Below are 16,956 nucleotides of genomic sequence, written 5' to 3' on the forward strand. Positions count from 1 at the left end.
AGCCGGATCAGCGCGCTGGCGCGTCGGTGGTGTCGGTTACCGCGGGGCCGCGTACCGGCTTGTCGCTCGCCGGACGCGAAGCGAGCAACGTGCGCACGGCTTCGTAGTAGCGCAGGTCGTCGGTGACGGATGCCTTCGGCAGATCCAGCGCGAGAATGCGGCTCGCCGCTTCGTCGTTGCCGAGCACGCCGTAGGCCAGCGCGAGATTCTGGCGCGCTTGCGGCGGCGCGCTCGGGCCACCCGCGATATCGAGCAGCACGTTCGCGCCTTCGCGCGGCTGGCCGTCGAGCACGAGCGACAAGCCGAGATTGCTGCGCAGCGCGAGGTCGCCGGGCGACGCCTTCAGCCCCGCGCGATACGTGTCCTGCGCCGAGCGATGATCGCCGCTCATGTCGTAAGCGGTCCCGAGTCCGGCCCACGAAACAGCGTCGTTCGGATTCGCGGTGACGAGCGGACGGTAGAGCGCGACGGCATCGGCGAAGCGGCGTTCGCGCACCGCGACGCGCGCGAGACCGAGGCGCGGTCCGCGTGCGCCTTTCGCAATTTGGCCCGCATGTTCGTATAGCGTGCGGGCGCGCGCGTTGTCGCCGCTCAGGTACATCGCGTCCGCAAGACCTTGCAGCGCTTCGGTGGAGTCGGGATGCACCGTCAGTTCGCGTTCGTAGATCGACGCGGCCATCTGCACGTTACCGCCTTGCAGCGCGGTATCGGCGATATGCATTTCGCTCGTTGTGCTGGGCGATGTGTTGAGCATCGTCGGGCGCGGCGTCGGGATCTGCGCGCGCGGCGCGGCGGATCCGCAGGCGGCGAGGGTCGCGATCATGGCGAGGGAAACAGCGCCGAGGGCGGCGCTGGAAATCAGAGTGGATTTCATTTGAGCATGCTTCCGAATACAGACTTAAGCGTGAGAATGGCGGGGCCGCAAGCGATCATCACGACCGTCGGCAGAATAAAAAGCATCATGGGCAAGGTGATTTTCGGCGGCAGTTTCGCGGCCTTTTCTTCCATTGCCATCAGTCGTGCCGAGCGTTCGCTGCGCGACAGAACGCGCAATGCCTGCGTGATCGGCGTGCCGTATTGCAAGGACTGAATCAACGTCGATACGAGGCTGCGCGCCGACGGCAGATCGACCCGCTCGGCGAAGTTGCGCAGCACCGACGTGCTGTCGCCGCCGAGCTGAAGTTCGTTCGCGGTAAAAGTCAGCTCGTCGGAGAGCGCCGGGGCCATGAGCTTGACCTCGGACGCGACGCGGCGGATGGCGATGCTCAGGCTGTTACCGGCGTTCGTGCAGATCACGAGCAGGTCGAGCGCATCCGGCAGATACAGCGAAATTTCGTTTCTCCGGCGGCGCGAGTGATAGGCCAGCACGTACTCCGGCAGGATCATGCCGACCACGAACGAGACCAGCAGCGCAAAAATGCGCATCACGAAAAACTGGCCGTAGGTGGGGATCCGGTGCGCGAAGCTGAACGCCACGATGCCGATGAAAAGTCCCGAGAAGAACTTCGCCGCGACGAGCAGCGCGGTCGCGCGGCGGCCCCGAAATCCGGCGCGAATCAGCGTTTGCGTAAGCGCGCTGCGCTGCTTCGCGTCGAGAATCGGCAGGCGTTCGCCCAGGTCGGCAAGGCGCTTGAGAATGCGCTGCGCGAGCGTATCGTCCGGATCGTCCACGTCATCCGCGGTGTTGATCTTGAGCGAGCGAATTGTGCGCACGCGGTCGGCGATCCGTTCCTTCGGACCGGTGCGCACGCGGTAGTAGTAGTACGCGAGCGTGAGCAGCAGCACGCACAGCGCGAGATTGAGGAGGGTGCCCGGGGCGATCGTCATGGTCGTGGCGCGCCTATCGTGCGTTATCGAGGTTCGACATCTTCGCGATCACGAAGAGGCCGGTGGCGAGCAGACCGGCTGCGACCAGCAGGATCGTGTGGCCGCCTTGCTCGGTGAACAGCAGCATGATGTAGTCGTGGCTCACGAGGTACAGCATGCCGAGAATCACGAACGGCACCGCTGCGATGATCTTGCTCGCCACCCGCGTTTCGCCGGTCAGCGCGCGCGTTTTGAGGCGCAAGTCGCGTCGCGAGCGGATGATCGTCGAGAGGTTTTCAAGCGTTTCGCCGAGCTGGCCGCCGGTTTCGCGTTGCAGCAAGAGACACACGGAGAAGAACGAGAAGTCGGGAATCTGAATGCGCTTCACGGCGACTTCGAGCACGTCGTCCATGTCGATGCCGAGCTTGAGCGAGTTGCCCATCGTCTTGAATTCGGATCGGACGGGTTCGGCTGCCTCGTCGCCCGCCGCGACGATGGCCTGTGTGACCGGCACGCCCGCGCGCACCGCGCGGATGATGAGGTCGAGCGTGTCGGGAAACGCGTTCACGAAGCGCAACTGATAGCGCGCGACGAGCTTGCCGTAGAGCTTGATCGTCGTGAACGACACGATGCCGAGCGCGACCGCGAAGTTGCCCCACACGGGCAGCGATGAAAAATGCAGCAGACCGAAGCTCGTCAGGAAGATAAACAGTGCGGCGCCCGCGACGATATGCAGGCTGCGCGGACCCGCGACGATTCGCAGCCGTTCGAGCCGCGCCTGAATCCACGCTTTTACGACGCGATTGCGCACTTGCGCCTTGAACACGCTCGCCGCGCGTTCGCCCGCAATGCTGTCCTGGCCGCCGCGCGCGGTCGCGATCGCCGTGAAGCGATCCTTGATGCGTGCCGGCGCGCGCGAGCGGGCCGAACCCATGGCCGTGCGCACGATCAGCCCGACGAACACGAAGCCGACGAAGACCGACGCAGTGACGATATCGGCAGGCGTCATGACTGCATCGCCTCGACGAGCGCGTCTTCGAGGCCGTAGTACGCGGCGCGCGGCGCGAAAGCGGGCCGCACGGACGACGCTTCGAACGTGCCTTTCACTTCCTCGTTGAACGAGGTTGCATCGTAGCGAAACGTGAAAAGATCTTGCGTGATGATGACGTCGCCTTCCATGCCCGCCACTTCCGTCACGCGCGTGATACGGCGCATGCCGTCGCGCATCCGTTCGATCTGCAAAATCAGGTTCACCGCACTTGCAATCTGGCGGCGGATCGAGACGAGCGGCAAGTTGCCGTTCGCCATCATCACCATGCTTTCGATACGCGTGAGCGCATCGCGCGGCGTGTTCGCGTGGACCGTGGTCATCGAGCCGTCGTGGCCCGTGTTCATCGCCTGCAGCACGTCGAACGCTTCGGGTCCGCGCGTTTCACCGAGAATGATGCGGTCCGGGCGCATCCGCAGCGCGTTGCGCACGAGGTCGCGCTGGTTCACGCCGCCGAATCCTTCGGTGTTATCCGGACGCGTTTCGAGACTCACGACGTGCGGCTGCTGGAGCTGCAGTTCGGCTGCATCCTCGATGGTGAGAATCCGTTCGCGCGCGTCGATGAAGTGCGACATTGCGTTGAGCAGCGTGGTCTTGCCCGAGCCCGTGCCGCCCGAAATGATGGTGTTGAGGCGGCATGCGCTCGCGATTTTCAGCACGCGCATCATCGCCTCGGACAAGTTGCCCTGCTGCGCCATGCGCGCAAGCGTGATGTTGCGCTTGCTGAATTTACGAATGGCGATGCACGCACCGCGCAGCGCGAGCGGCGGCAGCACGACGTTGACGCGGCTGCCGTCCGCGAGGCGCGCATCGACCATCGGGCTGCTTTCGTCCACGCGCCGACCCACGGCAGCGGCGATCCGCTGCGCCACGTTGACGACGTGCGCGTTGTCGCGGAATTTCAGCGGCGTGAGTTCGAGGCGCCCGTGACGTTCCACATAAACCTGGTCCGAGCCGTTCACCAGAATGTCGGTGACGGTATCGTCCGCGAGCAACGGCTCGATCGGGCCGACGCCGAACATGTCGTTGAGGATTTCATCGACGATCTGATTCAGCTCGACTTGCGTGATATTCAGCCGGTCACGTTCGACGATCTGCGCACCGATCTGCTCGATGCCCTTGCGCACTTGTGGACGCGTCTGCTGAATCACGGCGGACACGTTCATGCCCGCATAAACGGCCGTGCGGATGATCTTGAAGTTCTCCGAGCGCACGAGCGCCTCGTTCCCTTCGATGCTGACGTAAGCAGTCGCCGCGGCGATACCGGCCACGCTCGTCGCGTGCGGGGCGGCCGGCGACGACGCATGCGCCGGGCTTTCGGCCGCCGGTGCGCGGGGCGCCGCGGCGGCGCGGTCGATCGCCGCGAATGCGTCGAGCGCGGAGACTTCGTCGAGGCCGTCTGCTTTCTGTCCGAACATCATGCGCTCCTGCGTTTCAGGCGAGCGAGCCAGCCGGTCTGGGCCACGACCGGCTGACCGGTCAGTTCCGCGCACAACTGTTCGATGGTTTCGGTATAGGCCGAGTGCTGCGCCGGACGTCCGCCTTCTCCGAGGTTCTCGGCGGTCTGGATGCCGCGGCCGTCGTACGGCAGCTCGGCCAGCACTACGCGGCCAACGGCCTGCGCGAAGTCGGCCGCCTTGACCTGAGCGGGGATGGCAGGCGCGGGATTGTTCAGCACGAGCGAACTGGTGAGCGAACCTGGCTGGCTTTCGACATAGCGGAACAAGCGGATGGCGTGACGCGCGGAATGCACCGAGCGGTCGCCCACGACGAACACGCGCTTGGACGCTGCGATGGCTTCGTCGGCGAGAACCGATTCGGCATTCGGTACGTCGATCACGACATAGTGAAAGCTGTTCTTCAACACACCGAGCAGCGCGGCGAGACCGCCCGGCGGCGGCGTGAAATCGGCGTTGTAGTCGAGCTCGGACGACAGCACGTAAAAGCGGTTGCTTTTCGGAATCAGCGTGCGGTCCACGTATTGCGGATCGAGCCGATGCACGTTCTGCAGCGCATCGGCGAGTCCGTTATTGCTCTCGATGCCGAGCATCGAATGGACTGCACCGCCACGCAGATTCGCGTCGACGTAGGCCACGCGCCGGTGCGTGTCGGTGGCGAGATGCTGGCCGACCGCGAGCGCGAGCGTCGTGACGCCCACGCCGCCGCGCGTGCCGATAAAGCTGATGACCTTGCCCGCGCGCGCCGAGTTGAGCGGCGCGCTGGTGTCGCCGTCGAGCGTGCGCTGCAGTAGTTCCAGCGCAATCGGCTTGACGAGATAGTCGCTGACGCCCAGTTGCAGCAGGTTCCGGAACAGGCCGACGTCGTTGCGGTCGCCGAGCACGAACACCTTCACCGAAGGCTCGCAGACCTGCGCGAGGCGCGCGAGATCGGACACCGGCATGGTCGAGCCGGTGATATCGACGAGCAAACGCGTGGGCGAATGTTCGGCTTCCTTGAGGAAAGCGATAGCCGTATCGATATTGCCGACCTGGACGTGCGCGTGCGGCAGCATCTGGTCGAGCATGTATCGGCGAACCGCTTCCTCGCTCTCGCGATCGGCGACGAACGCGAGGAACTCGCTCGCCTTGGCCGCCTGCGCGGCAGCGGGTTTCAGGATGCTGATGAGGCTCATGCTGGTGTCCTGGTCGGGATCGGCTGCTTTGTGTTCTGCTCTAAAGACTGCTTCATGGCGGTCATTTCGGTTGCGTGCGCGTACTCGTCGTGTCGAGCGGAATGACCGTGCCGGTCTGATAGCGGCGCACCGCGCCTGCGGCGACCGCGCCGTCCGCGGGACCCATCGGCAACGGCGCCTCGATGTCGGCGGGGCGCGCGATCTGCGCCGCGAGATTCGAGTACGTCGCGCAACCGAACGCGACGCTTGGCCGGCGGAAGCCGGCGTTGGTCACGAGCGACTTACGCTCGAGCGCCTCGCAGTCCGGTCCGATGACCGAGTGGCCGTCGTAGGAGAGCGTGGACGCGTCGGGCATGCCGATCGACGGTTTCGTCAGGCAACCCGCCAGGAGCGTGCAGGTGGCGAGGGCGACGGAAGCGCAAAGGAGCGGGCGAAAGACTGACATGGTCGCGATACTCAATAGATGAAGCCGGCTGCGCCCACGAGGCGCGGCGTCGAGGCGGACAGCGGATCCAGCCCGATCTTTTTCTGGTACGTGTATTCGACGTCGCTGCTCGGCGACAGCACGGACATCGAATCGGTCGGCGTGCGCAGACGTCCCGGCTCGGTCGGCTGAACGAGATACGGCGTCACGATCACCACCAGTTCGGTCTTGTTGTTCTGGTAGTTGGTCGAGGTGAAAAGCTTGCCGAGCACGGGCAGCGAGCCGAGACCCGGCACTTGCGAGATCACGTCGTTCGAGTTCGCCTGCAACAGCCCGCCGATCGCGAAGCTTTGTCCGCTCGACAGTTCGACGGTCGTGTCGAGCCGGCGCACCGACAAGCCCGGAATCGTGATGCCGCCGGTCGTGATGCTCGCCGATGAATCCAACTGGCTGACTTCCGGACGCACTTTCAGGCTGATGTGGTTATCGGCGAGCACGGTCGGGGTGAAGTCGAGCTTCACGCCGAACTGCTTGAATTCGATCGTGATCGCGTTGTCCTGCTGCTGGATCGGGATCGGGAATTCGCCGCCCGCGAGGAAGCTCGCCGTCTGGCCCGACAAGGCCACGAGGTTCGGCTCCGCGAGCACGGAGATCAGCCCTTCCTGATTCAGCGCGTCGATCAGCGCCTGCACCGACGTATTGGCGGTATGGAAGCCGCCAAGGAACGAGAACGCGTTGTTGGTCGGCAGATTGACCGTGGTCGGCGTGGTGTTCAGATTCAGGATCTGGCGACCGCTGAATACGCCCGCGGAGAAATTGCCCGCGAAGTTGCTGATCGTGCTCCAGTTGATGCCCAACTGCTGCGTCACGTTGCGGTCGATTTCCGTGATCCGCACGCGCAATTGCACCTGCTGCGGACGCGGGATCGTCAGGCGGTTGATCAACTGTTCCTTGTCCTTCAGGTACGGCGCGAGCGTCTGAACGATCGCATCCGCTTCGGCAGCGTTGTTCACGTTGCCGGAGATCATCAGCGAGCCGGGCGCGCTGATGAGCTGCAATTGCAGGGTCGGGAAACGCGCGTGGAGGATCGAATCGAGTGTGGTGATGTCCTGGCTCACCACCACGGTCTCACGCAGAACCTGCTTGTTGTTTGCGCCGAGCACGTAAAGCGTGGTCGTGCCGGCCTTCTTGCCGAGCACGAAGACGGCGCGCGGATTCGGCACGTTGACGTCGGCGATTTCCGGATCCGCGACGAACACGGCGGTCGCCGCTTCCGGCAGCCGGATCATTTCGCCCTTGCCGGCGGCGAGCGTGAGCGTCGCGGCGGCGCTCCCCGTCTGCTGGGCTTGCGCGGGCTGTCCGGCTTGTACGGACGGCGTGCTCGCGCGCGGCACCGAGAGGATGGTGGCGCTATTGGCGGCCTGTGCGGCGCTCGCGGCGAACAGCAGCAGCGCGGCGCCGGCCAGCGCCTTGAATGAAGAAAACATGACGGATACGTCCGGTGATGCTGTCGGGTTCAGATCGCAATGGGAAGTCATCTTGATGGCCTTCATCATTGCGGCACGGTGGCGCTGTCGGTCGATGCGACCGTCGCGGCCTTGGCGGCGGGGGCTTTCGGCTGGGCGGGCGCCGGCAGTTTTGTGACGCCGCCGGATACGGACGGCATCGGCGGAAGCGGCGGAACGCCCGCGTTCCACGCGCTTGACGACTGGTCGACGGGACCCCCTACTGCGGTCTTTTCCGAGCCGCGGAACACTTGTACGTTCGTTTCCACCGGCGCGGCGCGCACGGCGACCGGCGTCACGGCAGGCGCGGTTTCGCGCTGCACGCGCGCAGCGTGGGTGATGTCGCCCGCGTAGACCGGCGGCGGCATTTCCTCGGCGGCATCGCTCGCCGCGCCCGCCACGGCGGTGCGCGCGAAGCTGCGCAGCGCCAGCGACAGGCTGCCGAGCTTCGCCGCCACGGCGATCACTTCGGCGCGATGCGGCGTGACTTCGAGCGTGACGGTGCGAGCGCTTACGCGGGTATCGAATTCCTTGCCTTCCTTCGGGCGCTGAAATTGCGAGCCGACGGCCAGCACGCGGACGCGTTGCGCAACCGTTTCACTCGTGATCGACATGTCGCGCGACGCGTCCTGACGGTCCATTTGCTGCGTAAGCAGCAGGTCGATGTAGTCGCCCGGCTGGATCAGACCGGCATTGCCCGAGACATCGTCGATGGCAACCGACACCGCGCGCATATCCGGCTTGAGCGTCGCGGCGAGAAAGCCCGGATCGCTCGCGGGAATCACGTCGGCGGCGACGATCAGCGCGTCTTTCGAGATTGGGTGGCGCAGCAGTGCGCCTTTGAGGACGGTCGCTTCCGCGCCTTGCACGATCGCGCCGGCGGGTACGGCGCTTTTATCGACCGCGCGCCATGCGAAATCGGACTCGCGCAAAAGCAGGCCCTCGGGCAGATCGGCTGCGGCGACGCGCACCATCTTGCTGGCCTCTTCGGGCGCGGCCGCCGGATGCGACGCGTTCATGAAGAGCGTGCGCGCGAGGATCGCGAAGATTCCCGCAGCGACCACGAGCAGGATGATTTTGAAGGTATTCGACATGACGGCCTGGACCTGGGAACTTGGTGAAACTCAAAAGCGAGGTAAGTGGAAAATCACCGGCAGCCACAGTCCGGTCCCGCCGCCCAGCGCCAGCGCGACGCCATAGGGCACGCCGCGCTTCGCCGACCACCAGTTGGCGAGGCGCCGCATGCGCTGCGGCGAATCTTGATGTTGCGTAGTGCTCTGGCCGCGCCGCTTTACGAAGCGCGCGGCCAGCATGCTGAACATCGCGACCGGCAAGCCGAGCGCGGAAATCAGCAAAAGGACCGGCCACGCGAGTGGCGCGCCGGTCCAGAGGAAAATCACGGCGGCGAGTTTGACGTCGCCTCCCCCGAGCCAGCGCAGCGCGAACAGACCGAAACCGATCACGAACGCAGCGAGCGCCACGGTGCAGTGGGTGAGAATGAGAGTGAGCGAATCGCCAGCGGCGATGGCGTCGACGAAATACAGGCCTCCCACGATCGCGACGAGCCGGGTCGGCAGACGGCGATGGCGGATGTCATAGGCGGCGAGCGCACACAGTGCGACGCAGGCGACAAGGCGGATGAGCGGTGACATGGTGGTGGCGAGCAGGTGTTGGCGGAACAAGGGACTTGTCCCGCCGAACGTTTGCTTCGTTTAGTGCGCAGCGGCCGCAGTGTTCGCGTTCAAAATCTTGTTGCTCGCGGTGCCGAACAGCGTCGTTATGTTGCCGCCCATCGTGACCGCACCGGCGCTCACCGCGCCGACGATCAGTGCTGCCAGAATTGCATATTCGATTGCGCTGACGCCGCGTTCGTCGCGGACAAAGCGTTGCATGAGTTGACGCATGGTAACTACCCCTTTTTGATGATTGGAAAGCTTCCTTCGGGGCGTACCGACGACTCGTGCGCACGCGAGGAAGTGAGCACATCGTATCCAGAACCGGGGAAAATAATTTACTGAACTGAGGGGTAAAAGACGGTTAATTAGACGTATAAAGTTTTCAGAAATTTTGCCGATAAGCGGCGCGCCGAATATCGACTTAAGCGAGTGAAAACTTGTTATTCGCAAAAAAACCGGTCGCGCGGAGCGCGTTGAGCAGCGCGGGAGAGCGCCGGTCGAGGTCGTTTTTCGCCGTATTGGTATTTTATTTCTCGGCGATTAAACGTTTGCGAGATTGTAGCCGCCGATCAGTCCATGCGCAACGTCCGGCAATATTTACGCGAGTCAAACGTTTGCGCGAGTTCGCGTGAGTCGCTAATAAGCGGGCGGTAAAAACGCTATAGGCGCGCAACAGCATTTCAATGCGCCTCGCGAACGATAAACGAAACCACGATTGCCTGCGCCGCCGACGCGCGATTGAGTTCTTCGTCGGGCGTGTTGGGCAGCGCGATGGCGATGGTCAGCGCGGCGAGCGCTGCAACGACGATGGCGGCGAGCCAGGTGGTGAGATACATAACCTTCCTCTCTGAATTTCTTGCGAGTTCAGGCGCCCGGGACATTTCTCGTCCCGGTTGAGGCTTGGACACGCTCGGTCGTCCGGACGGATGCAGCACGTTTCAATTGGCGCGTGCATGACAGTGACGTTCGACGGGCGGCGAGTTCGACATGCAACGCCACCTGAAAACGTCGCGCGCCTTCCAAACCCCGGCATTCAACGCCGGAAAATCGAAGGTCAGCGAAAGCTCAGGTTATCGGGCGCGTGCTGTATCGACAGCCCCACGAGCGTGGGGTCTTGAAGGAGGGATTGGAGGGAGGGATCGAGCGAAGGCGGCGCTTACTTAAACAAGCCAAGCCGCGTGCCCGCGCGCAAGGCGGGCACGTCAGAGCGAAATGAATCTACTGCGTAGCATCGATGCGGCCATACGTACCGGTCGAGTCCGACGGGCCGGTCGCGAAGAACAGCGTATTGACCGGCTGATTGTCGATACCATTGCCGAACGCGATGCCCCACAGTCCCGGCTCCGTCACACTCGCACCGCTCGCGACCTTGAGCGGACCCAGCGGCTGGCCGCTCACCGGATCGAACGCGTTGATGGTCCCGTCGCCGAAATTGCCGATCAGCAAATCGTTGCTGAACGCGCCGAAACTGGCAGGCGCCATCGCGACGCCCCACGGCGAATTCAGCGTGCCGTTCGCGGCGATCCGCTTGACCAGATGCCCCGCCGTATCGAACGCATCGACCACGCCGTTACCTGCGCCCGCCACATCTCGATGACCGTCCGGGCCGAGCTTCGCGTAGGTCACGTAGATCGTCGCGCCCACGGTCTGGATGCCGAACGGATTGAAACCAGCGGGAAGATTCGGGTCGATGAACGCGCCGCTCAATGTGACTTTCTTGAAGGTGCGGTCGAACATGTCGATCTTGCCGTTGTGGAAATCGGCGGCGTACAGCATGTTGGCGCCCGCGTTGTTTGCGATCGCGAGGCCCGTGTATTCGGCGGCGCCCGCGCCGTCGTCGTACGCGAGGACCGCTTGCGTCGCCAGCACTTTCGGCGACCATCCGGCAAGCGTGCCTTGCAGCGTCGCCCACACGAACACCGCGCTTCCCGTTTTGCCCGCGGACGTCACCGCAAAGTCCGCGCTGCTGTTGAACACGATGCCGGTCGGGCTTTCCGGCAGCCCGCTCGCTGTCGCCGGCAAGGTGACGACGAGCGGCTGCGCGGCACCGTTGCCGTCATAGAGCGTGGACGTTTGCGTCCCGTTGTTCGAAACCCAGACGAAGCCCGCTGGATTGAACACGATGCCCCAGGCGTTCCTTAAATGGCTGTCGATGGTCGGCGCGCTCACGCTGCCGTCCGATACTAGAACCGCCGCCTTGAAGCTAGCGGCGGCAGGCACGGTATTAGAACTGCCGCCCGTCATGCTCATGGTTGAATTCGAACTTCCGCCGCACGCCGCCAGCCCGAGAACGGCGGCTACGGCGAGCGCGAAAGCGTTCGCGGGTCTTGACATGCTCGTCTCCTGATCGTGATTGACGGCTTTATCCGCGCGGCAGGCGAACGCGGTCCTCCGCCGTAAAAACGCGGGTGATCGGGAGCCACGCTATGGATTGGATAACGGACGAGGAGGGCGGTTTATTCCGCAGCGGCCAAGGATTTGCGCGCATCGCATTGCTGCGATGCGCGCCATGCGACGGTCGTGCGCGGATCGCTAGCGGCCCGTGGCGTGAATGATCGCGCCGGCGAACTGCTCGACGTAGGCGGGCGAGGCGTCGCTCACGGCCCAGTAGGTCATGCCGTCGCGTTGCCAGACGGCGAGCGAGTAACCTTCGGGCGAGCGCGTGACGACCGGCGCGCTGGCGGCGCTGACGCCTGCCGCGTGCGATGGAAAGACATACAGGTCGATCGGATGCTTCAGATAGCGATACACGAGCACCGCCACCGCGCGATGATCCACATAATCGAGCCGCCCGCCGACAAGCGGAAAGCCTTGCGCCTGCGGATCGACGACAGGCGGCGCATAGTCGATCCGGCCGTTGAACCACGGCTTGACCGTGTGTTGATCGGTGGAGATGACGTCGATCGCCCGCGTCGACAACAACGCACGCACATGGCTCGCCACGACCTCTTGCGCGACATCGGAACCGTGCCGCGAAGGCTGTGCTGAAAAAAGCAGCATGGCGAAAAATGCGCCGAGCGCCCCGAGCGCGATCCCCGCGACACCGCCGCCCATGAACGGCCACCGCGCGCCTTGCAGCACGCCGAGCCATCCGGACGCGCCGGACGAACGCACCGGACGCGCGGGCTTCACACTTTCCAGCACGCGCGCCCGCAGATGCGACGGCGCATTTTCATACAGGACGCCGCTTCGCAGCGTCTCCCCGAGCGAAGACGTGTTTTTAGTTTCCATGACTGGATATCTCCGGATCGTGCGGCGGCGTCTTCACGAGACGCACGCTCTGGCGGCCGTTTCTCGCCTGCATCGCGCGTACGGCGGCAGCGAGCAGCGCGCGTGCACGCGATAGCCGCGACATGACCGTGCCAACCGGCAAGCCGGTCACCGCGGCCACTTCGCGATAGCTCATGTCTTCGAGTTCGCGCAGCACCAGCACTTCGCGATATTCCACCGTGAGCGCCGCCAGCGCCTGATGCACCAATTCGATATCGTCGTGACGCACGGCGAGCGTTTCCGGGTCGCCGTCGTGCTCGTCGCTCCAGAGCGGCTGCGCGTCGGCGTGGATTTCTTCGTCGAACGTGGCCGTTACGCCGTGCTGCGCGCGCTTTTTCCACTCCGTGAACCACGTATTGCGCACGATCGCGAGCAGCCAGGCGCGCGGCGTGTCGCCGGTATAGCCGTCGAAATAACGCAGCGCCCGCAGAAACGCTTCCTGAACGATATCGTCGGCGTCCGCGGGGCTGCCGCTCAGCCAGCGAGCAAGGTTGTACGCGGAATCGAGGTACGGAAGCATCAAAGCTTCGAAACGCGCGGCCGGGTCTCGTCCCATCGGTGGTCTCCTCGCCCGGTTGATCGTAAGCCGGCGTGATCCGGCCTCTCCCTTCACTTACTTCGCCACCCGCATTTTTATTCCCGGAATACGCGCGGGATCGAAGAAATATAAGCCGAATAAAGTGCGCGGCTCCGGAGTTTTACCGGCATGGGACGAAACACGTTCGTGCCACCTATCCCCGCTCAAGGAGCCCGACATGGCAGATAAAAAAGCTTTCTCACCCGACGACGCCGGCCAAGCGCCGCTCGCGCCGCTCGACCCGCACGGCTCCCGGCGGCGCACCGCGCTCAAGTGCATGGCGTGGGCGGGCACGGGCGTCGTGTGGACGCTCGCGGGCGGTGTGCCGGCATCGCGGCTGATCGGCTCGGCCGACGCCGCCGAAAACCACTCGCGCGCGTTCTCGTTCGTGCAGATCAGCGACAGCCATATCGGCTTCAACAAGGACCCGAACGTCGAACCGACGAGCACGCTGCAGCAGGCCATCGCCAACGTCCAGTCGATGCCCGTCCGCCCCGCTTTCATGATCCATACCGGCGATATCAGCCATCTGTCGAAACCGGCCGAGTTCGACACGGCGAGCGAGATCATCGGCGCGGCGCGGCTCGACGTGCATTACGTGCCCGGCGAACACGACGTGCTGAGCGAAGGCGGCCAGTCGTACTTCGACCGCTTCTCGAAGGCAGGCGCGCCGAAGTGGTACAGCTTCGATCAGGGCGGCGTGCATTTCATCGGCCTCGTCAATGTGCTCGATTTGCACGGCGGCGGTCTGGGCTTTCTCGGCGACGAACAACTGGCGTGGCTCGAACGCGATCTCAAATCGCGTTCGAGCAGCACGCCTCTGGTTGTTTTTGCGCATATCCCGCTCTGGTCGCTTTATCCGGAGTGGGGCTGGGGAACCGACGACAGCGCGCGTGCGCTTGCAATGATGAAACGCTTCGGCTCGGTCACCGTACTCAACGGCCACGTGCATCAGGTCGCACAGAAAGTGGAGGGCGAGATCAACTTTTACACGGCGCTTTCGACGGCCTTTCCGCAGCCCGCGCCGGGCAGCGCGCCGGGTCCGGGACCCATGAAGGTTCCCGCCGATACGTTGCGCACGTTGCTCGGTGTGCGCTCGGTCAACTTCGTGCCGGGTCAGGCGGATCTGGCCGTGGTGGACACGCGGCTCTCGGCTTGAACCGCCTCGCATTCAATCTTGAACTCGTGGAGAACACATGAAAACCCTGCAGAGAAGCACGAAAGTACTTTTTGCGCTGACGTTAAGCGGATTGCTGAATTGCGCACCGGCGATGGCGGCGAACACGGCGACGGTCGTGATCGGCAATTTCACTTTCGATCCACCCGTGCTGACGGTCGATGCCGGCACGACCGTGACCTGGGAAAATCGCGATGACATGCCGCACATGGTCGCGAGCGCCGATATGTCGCGCGTGATCCATTCGCCTGCGGTCGATTCGGGCGAGCGCTATTCCGCGACCTTCACACAGGCTGGCACGTACAAGTATTTTTGCTCGATGCATCCGCGCATGACGGGCACGATCGTCGTCAGATGAATGAGCCGGAGCGTCGCGCGGTGGAATAAGAAGAAATCCTCGACGGCGAATGCGGCAGTGCGGAACGAGAGTTGCTGCAATGCGGCGCGACCAGGGAGATCCGACATGTCTGCTTACGATGCACCGCATAAAGAATACGTCTGGCAGGTTCCACCCCGTTCGAAGCGCGAGCGCTCGAAAGCGGTCTTGATCGCCGATGACGATATCTCCTCGTCCCGCGCGCTCGCGCTTGCTTTCGAAGACGCGGGGTTCGTCGTCAATCTGGCGTTTACGGGGATCGACGCCGTGAGCGCAACGAAGCGTCTGCGGCCTGACGTCGTGCTCGTGGATCTGCTGATGCCGCTCGGCGATGGCTGGCAGGTTGCGGACGCGGTACGCGCGTCGGGAAACGCATCGATGCTGATCGCGCATACGAGCGTCTCGACGTATCCGGAGTGGGAGAAGTGCCAGCAGGCGGGCTTCGATGCTTTTTTTCTTAAGCCGTGCACGTTGCCGAATTTGATCGGCCTGATGACGACGTATTGCGAGCAATGAGCGTGTTCGTTTCGGCAAACGTCATGCTGAAGGGTTTACCCCTGATCGAACAATAATCTCTTGCGCGATCTCCGCTTAATTTTAAGCCGCCGCTTACCTAGACTGAGATCACTGGACGCGAACAAGGCGTTCGCGGCGAACGGAAAATTTTGGAGGTGTCATCATGAAATCGCTTATTCAAGCTGTCGCTATTGCTGCTGCACTCACTGTTCCTGCAGTGTCGTTCGCGCAATCGGCGCCTTTGAGCCGCGCTGAAGTGCGCGCGCAGTTGGTGCAGGTCGAGCAGGCTGGTTATAACCCTGCTGTCGCAAGCGATCCACGTTATCCGGCTGATGCGCAAGCCGCGGAGGCTCGGGTGGGGGCTTCGTCGGCGTCGTCGGGGTATGGCGGCGTTGCTGATGGCGCTTCAGCGTCGGGTGGTGCGCGTGCGCCGGTTCGCGCGGGTGCTAGCGATAACGCTAAGTCGATTTATTTTGGTAGTTGAGGCGGGGTTGGGGGTTTGTTGGCACGGTTGTGGGGGTTAGCTTTGGTGTCGTGGCCGCGCTTATCTTGCACTGGTTTTGGTTTGCCTGCGCTTCCTGTGAACTTGCGTTCGTGTCGGTTTATTAGCACGCCCCTGTGCGGGGCAGCAGTCACTTTCTTTGCTGCTGCAAAGAAAGTAACCAAAGAAAGCAGCTTGTCCGTCTAAGTGTCCACCACGAACCGTAACCGGGAGTGGCGCGCAAGCTGATTCGGCCATCGCACCACAAGACAGAGTGGAGCCGCTCATCCACCCCCGCAGGCACGAAGTGCCTGCCGGAACGGCATAACAAAAAAACAAACCCAGCGAACCATACCGACCGCTGGTTGTTAAATACGCCCATCGTCCGAGCGCAGCGAGGATGGACCTGACAAGTGCTGTGCCAATACCAACGAATACGAGTTGCCATAGTCAGCCTGCGTGCCTATCCGCAAGGTTATTCGAGGTGGACACTTAGGCGGATAAGCTGCTTTCTTTGGTTACTTTCTTTGCAGCAGCAAAGAAAGTGACTGCTGCCGCGCATAGCGGCGTGCTAATAGACCTACACGAAAGCAAGTTCTCAAGAAGCGGCCGAACATCAGACGGTGTAACCCACCCCCCACAAGCGGCCCCACGGCGCCAAACCGCCGTAACCCAACCAGCCCCACCCCAAGCGCCAGCGACCCCTATGTCTCTCCTAAGGATCAACGCGCAAACTATCCGGTTTCATATCCCGTTCGACCCCGTCAGGAAATGTCTTCGATATGAACGCCACAACGGCAGCCACGGAAGAAGCAGACGAAATCGGCACGCGCTGGCCGGTTGAGCTGTCGCCTGTGGACATCGAACATTCGGTCCGCCGCTTTCCCGGCGACAAGACCCACTTACGCAATCCGCCCGGGCCCGGTGAACTCGTCCTGTGGCGGCTGCGCACGGAATGGCAATTCGTCTCGGCAATGGATAGCGGCATCTGGCTCACGCCGAACGAACGCAAACGTCTGAGGACTTATCGGAATTCGGCGGTCGGGAAGCGTTTCGGCGTGGCGCGTACGGTGCTGCGCATGATCCTCGCCGCGATGTTCGCGTGCGATCCGGGCGACGTGCGGATCGAGGAAACGCCCGACGAGCGCTTGCAAATCAACAACAAGATCGACGGGCGCGCGGTGCATATCGATCTCGCCGTCACCGGCATCTGGATCGTGATTGCCGCCAGCGCGCAAGGCGTGGGCGTGGCGCTGGCCGCACCCGCTACAAACGACGAAGCCCCGGCGCCCGCTCTTATCGCCGAGCATGCGCGGAACGCGAGCCGCGCGCGCACAACGGCCACGTTCGGCACGAAGCCGCACGCCCAAACAATCGACTTTCCGATGCCCGGTGAGATCGTCGGCGCAGTGACGGTCGCCGCGCCCGTTACGCGTCTCACGGCCTTCGGCTGGACGCGCTAAAGCGC

19 protein-coding genes are annotated in these 16,956 nt (G+C 63.5%); 5 read left to right on the top strand and 14 right to left on the bottom strand.

Features of this window, described 5'->3' with window-relative positions; all coding sequences use genetic code 11:
• Positions 1–7: 7 nt before the first annotated feature.
• The 14 genes from AC3D25_RS23245 to AC3D25_RS23310 form a co-directional block, all read right to left on the bottom strand.
• Positions 8–874, bottom strand: a complete 867-nt coding sequence (locus tag AC3D25_RS23245; RefSeq protein WP_488890823.1) for a tetratricopeptide repeat protein — start codon at positions 872–874, stop codon at positions 8–10.
• Complete coding sequence (locus tag AC3D25_RS23250) at positions 871–1,827, bottom strand: type II secretion system F family protein (protein ID WP_488890824.1); 957 nt, start codon at positions 1,825–1,827, stop codon at positions 871–873. Before AC3D25_RS23250 ends, AC3D25_RS23245 begins: the two co-directional genes overlap by 4 nt.
• A 13-nt stretch (positions 1,828–1,840) precedes the next feature.
• Positions 1,841–2,815, bottom strand: a complete 975-nt coding sequence (locus AC3D25_RS23255) for a type II secretion system F family protein (RefSeq protein WP_488890825.1) — start codon at positions 2,813–2,815, stop codon at positions 1,841–1,843.
• Positions 2,812–4,272, bottom strand: coding sequence for a TadA family conjugal transfer-associated ATPase (locus tag AC3D25_RS23260; protein ID WP_488891065.1), 1,461 nt, complete (start codon positions 4,270–4,272; stop codon positions 2,812–2,814). Before AC3D25_RS23260 ends, AC3D25_RS23255 begins: the two co-directional genes overlap by 4 nt.
• Positions 4,272–5,486 (bottom strand): CpaE/TadZ family protein, encoded by a 1,215-nt coding sequence (locus tag AC3D25_RS23265; protein WP_488890826.1) that lies wholly within the window; start codon positions 5,484–5,486, stop codon positions 4,272–4,274. The genes AC3D25_RS23260 and AC3D25_RS23265 overlap by 1 nt, the downstream gene beginning before the upstream one ends.
• Before the next feature lie 61 nt (positions 5,487–5,547).
• Positions 5,548–5,931 (bottom strand): CpaD family pilus assembly lipoprotein, encoded by a 384-nt coding sequence (locus AC3D25_RS23270; protein ID WP_488890827.1) that lies wholly within the window; start codon positions 5,929–5,931, stop codon positions 5,548–5,550.
• 11 nt (positions 5,932–5,942) lie between these two features.
• On the bottom strand, positions 5,943–7,397 hold the full coding sequence (locus AC3D25_RS23275) for a type II and III secretion system protein family protein (RefSeq protein ID WP_488890828.1): 1,455 nt from the start codon (positions 7,395–7,397) through the stop codon (positions 5,943–5,945).
• A gap of 65 nt (positions 7,398–7,462) precedes the next feature.
• On the bottom strand, positions 7,463–8,509 hold the full coding sequence (gene cpaB, locus AC3D25_RS23280) for a Flp pilus assembly protein CpaB (protein WP_488890829.1): 1,047 nt from the start codon (positions 8,507–8,509) through the stop codon (positions 7,463–7,465).
• A gap of 30 nt (positions 8,510–8,539) precedes the next feature.
• The gene (locus tag AC3D25_RS23285) at positions 8,540–9,097 is read right to left on the bottom strand and encodes an A24 family peptidase (RefSeq protein WP_488890830.1); all 558 of its coding nucleotides are present in this window, start codon (positions 9,095–9,097) and stop codon (positions 8,540–8,542) included.
• A gap of 30 nt (positions 9,098–9,127) precedes the next feature.
• Positions 9,128–9,319: a Flp family type IVb pilin gene (locus AC3D25_RS23290; RefSeq protein ID WP_488890831.1), complete on the bottom strand. Its 192-nt coding sequence runs from the start codon at positions 9,317–9,319 to the stop codon at positions 9,128–9,130.
• 452 nt (positions 9,320–9,771) lie between these two features.
• The gene (locus AC3D25_RS23295) at positions 9,772–9,927 is read right to left on the bottom strand and encodes a hypothetical protein (protein WP_488890832.1); all 156 of its coding nucleotides are present in this window, start codon (positions 9,925–9,927) and stop codon (positions 9,772–9,774) included.
• Positions 9,928–10,309: 382 nt separating this feature from the next.
• The gene (locus AC3D25_RS23300) at positions 10,310–11,425 is read right to left on the bottom strand and encodes a TIGR03118 family protein (RefSeq protein WP_488890833.1); all 1,116 of its coding nucleotides are present in this window, start codon (positions 11,423–11,425) and stop codon (positions 10,310–10,312) included.
• A gap of 198 nt (positions 11,426–11,623) precedes the next feature.
• The gene (locus AC3D25_RS23305; RefSeq protein WP_488890834.1) at positions 11,624–12,322 is read right to left on the bottom strand and encodes an anti-sigma factor family protein; all 699 of its coding nucleotides are present in this window, start codon (positions 12,320–12,322) and stop codon (positions 11,624–11,626) included.
• Entirely contained in the window at positions 12,312–12,917 is a 606-nt protein-coding gene (locus AC3D25_RS23310; RefSeq protein WP_488890835.1) for an RNA polymerase sigma factor, read from the bottom strand. The genes AC3D25_RS23305 and AC3D25_RS23310 overlap by 11 nt, the downstream gene beginning before the upstream one ends.
• Positions 12,918–13,116: 199 nt before the next feature.
• Here AC3D25_RS23310 and AC3D25_RS23315 point away from each other — a divergent pair, with 199 nt between their 5' ends.
• The 5 genes from AC3D25_RS23315 (at position 13,117) to AC3D25_RS23335 (ending at position 16,951) form a co-directional block, all read left to right on the top strand.
• Positions 13,117–14,097 carry a metallophosphoesterase family protein gene (locus AC3D25_RS23315; protein ID WP_488890836.1) on the top strand — a complete coding sequence of 327 codons (981 nt, stop codon included), beginning with the start codon at positions 13,117–13,119 and terminating at the stop codon, positions 14,095–14,097.
• A gap of 37 nt (positions 14,098–14,134) precedes the next feature.
• Positions 14,135–14,473: a cupredoxin domain-containing protein gene (locus tag AC3D25_RS23320; protein ID WP_488890837.1), complete on the top strand. Its 339-nt coding sequence runs from the start codon at positions 14,135–14,137 to the stop codon at positions 14,471–14,473.
• 105 nt (positions 14,474–14,578) lie between these two features.
• A complete protein-coding gene (locus AC3D25_RS23325) occupies positions 14,579–15,007 on the top strand; it encodes a response regulator (RefSeq protein WP_488890838.1) in 429 nt (142 codons plus the stop codon).
• 163 nt (positions 15,008–15,170) lie between these two features.
• A complete protein-coding gene (locus AC3D25_RS23330) occupies positions 15,171–15,491 on the top strand; it encodes a DUF4148 domain-containing protein (protein ID WP_488890839.1) in 321 nt (106 codons plus the stop codon).
• 779 nt (positions 15,492–16,270) lie between these two features.
• Positions 16,271–16,951, top strand: coding sequence for a hypothetical protein (locus AC3D25_RS23335; protein WP_488890840.1), 681 nt, complete (start codon positions 16,271–16,273; stop codon positions 16,949–16,951).
• Positions 16,952–16,956: the final 5 nt, after the last annotated feature.

It is taken from the genome of Caballeronia sp. SL1002 (assembly GCF_057814995.1).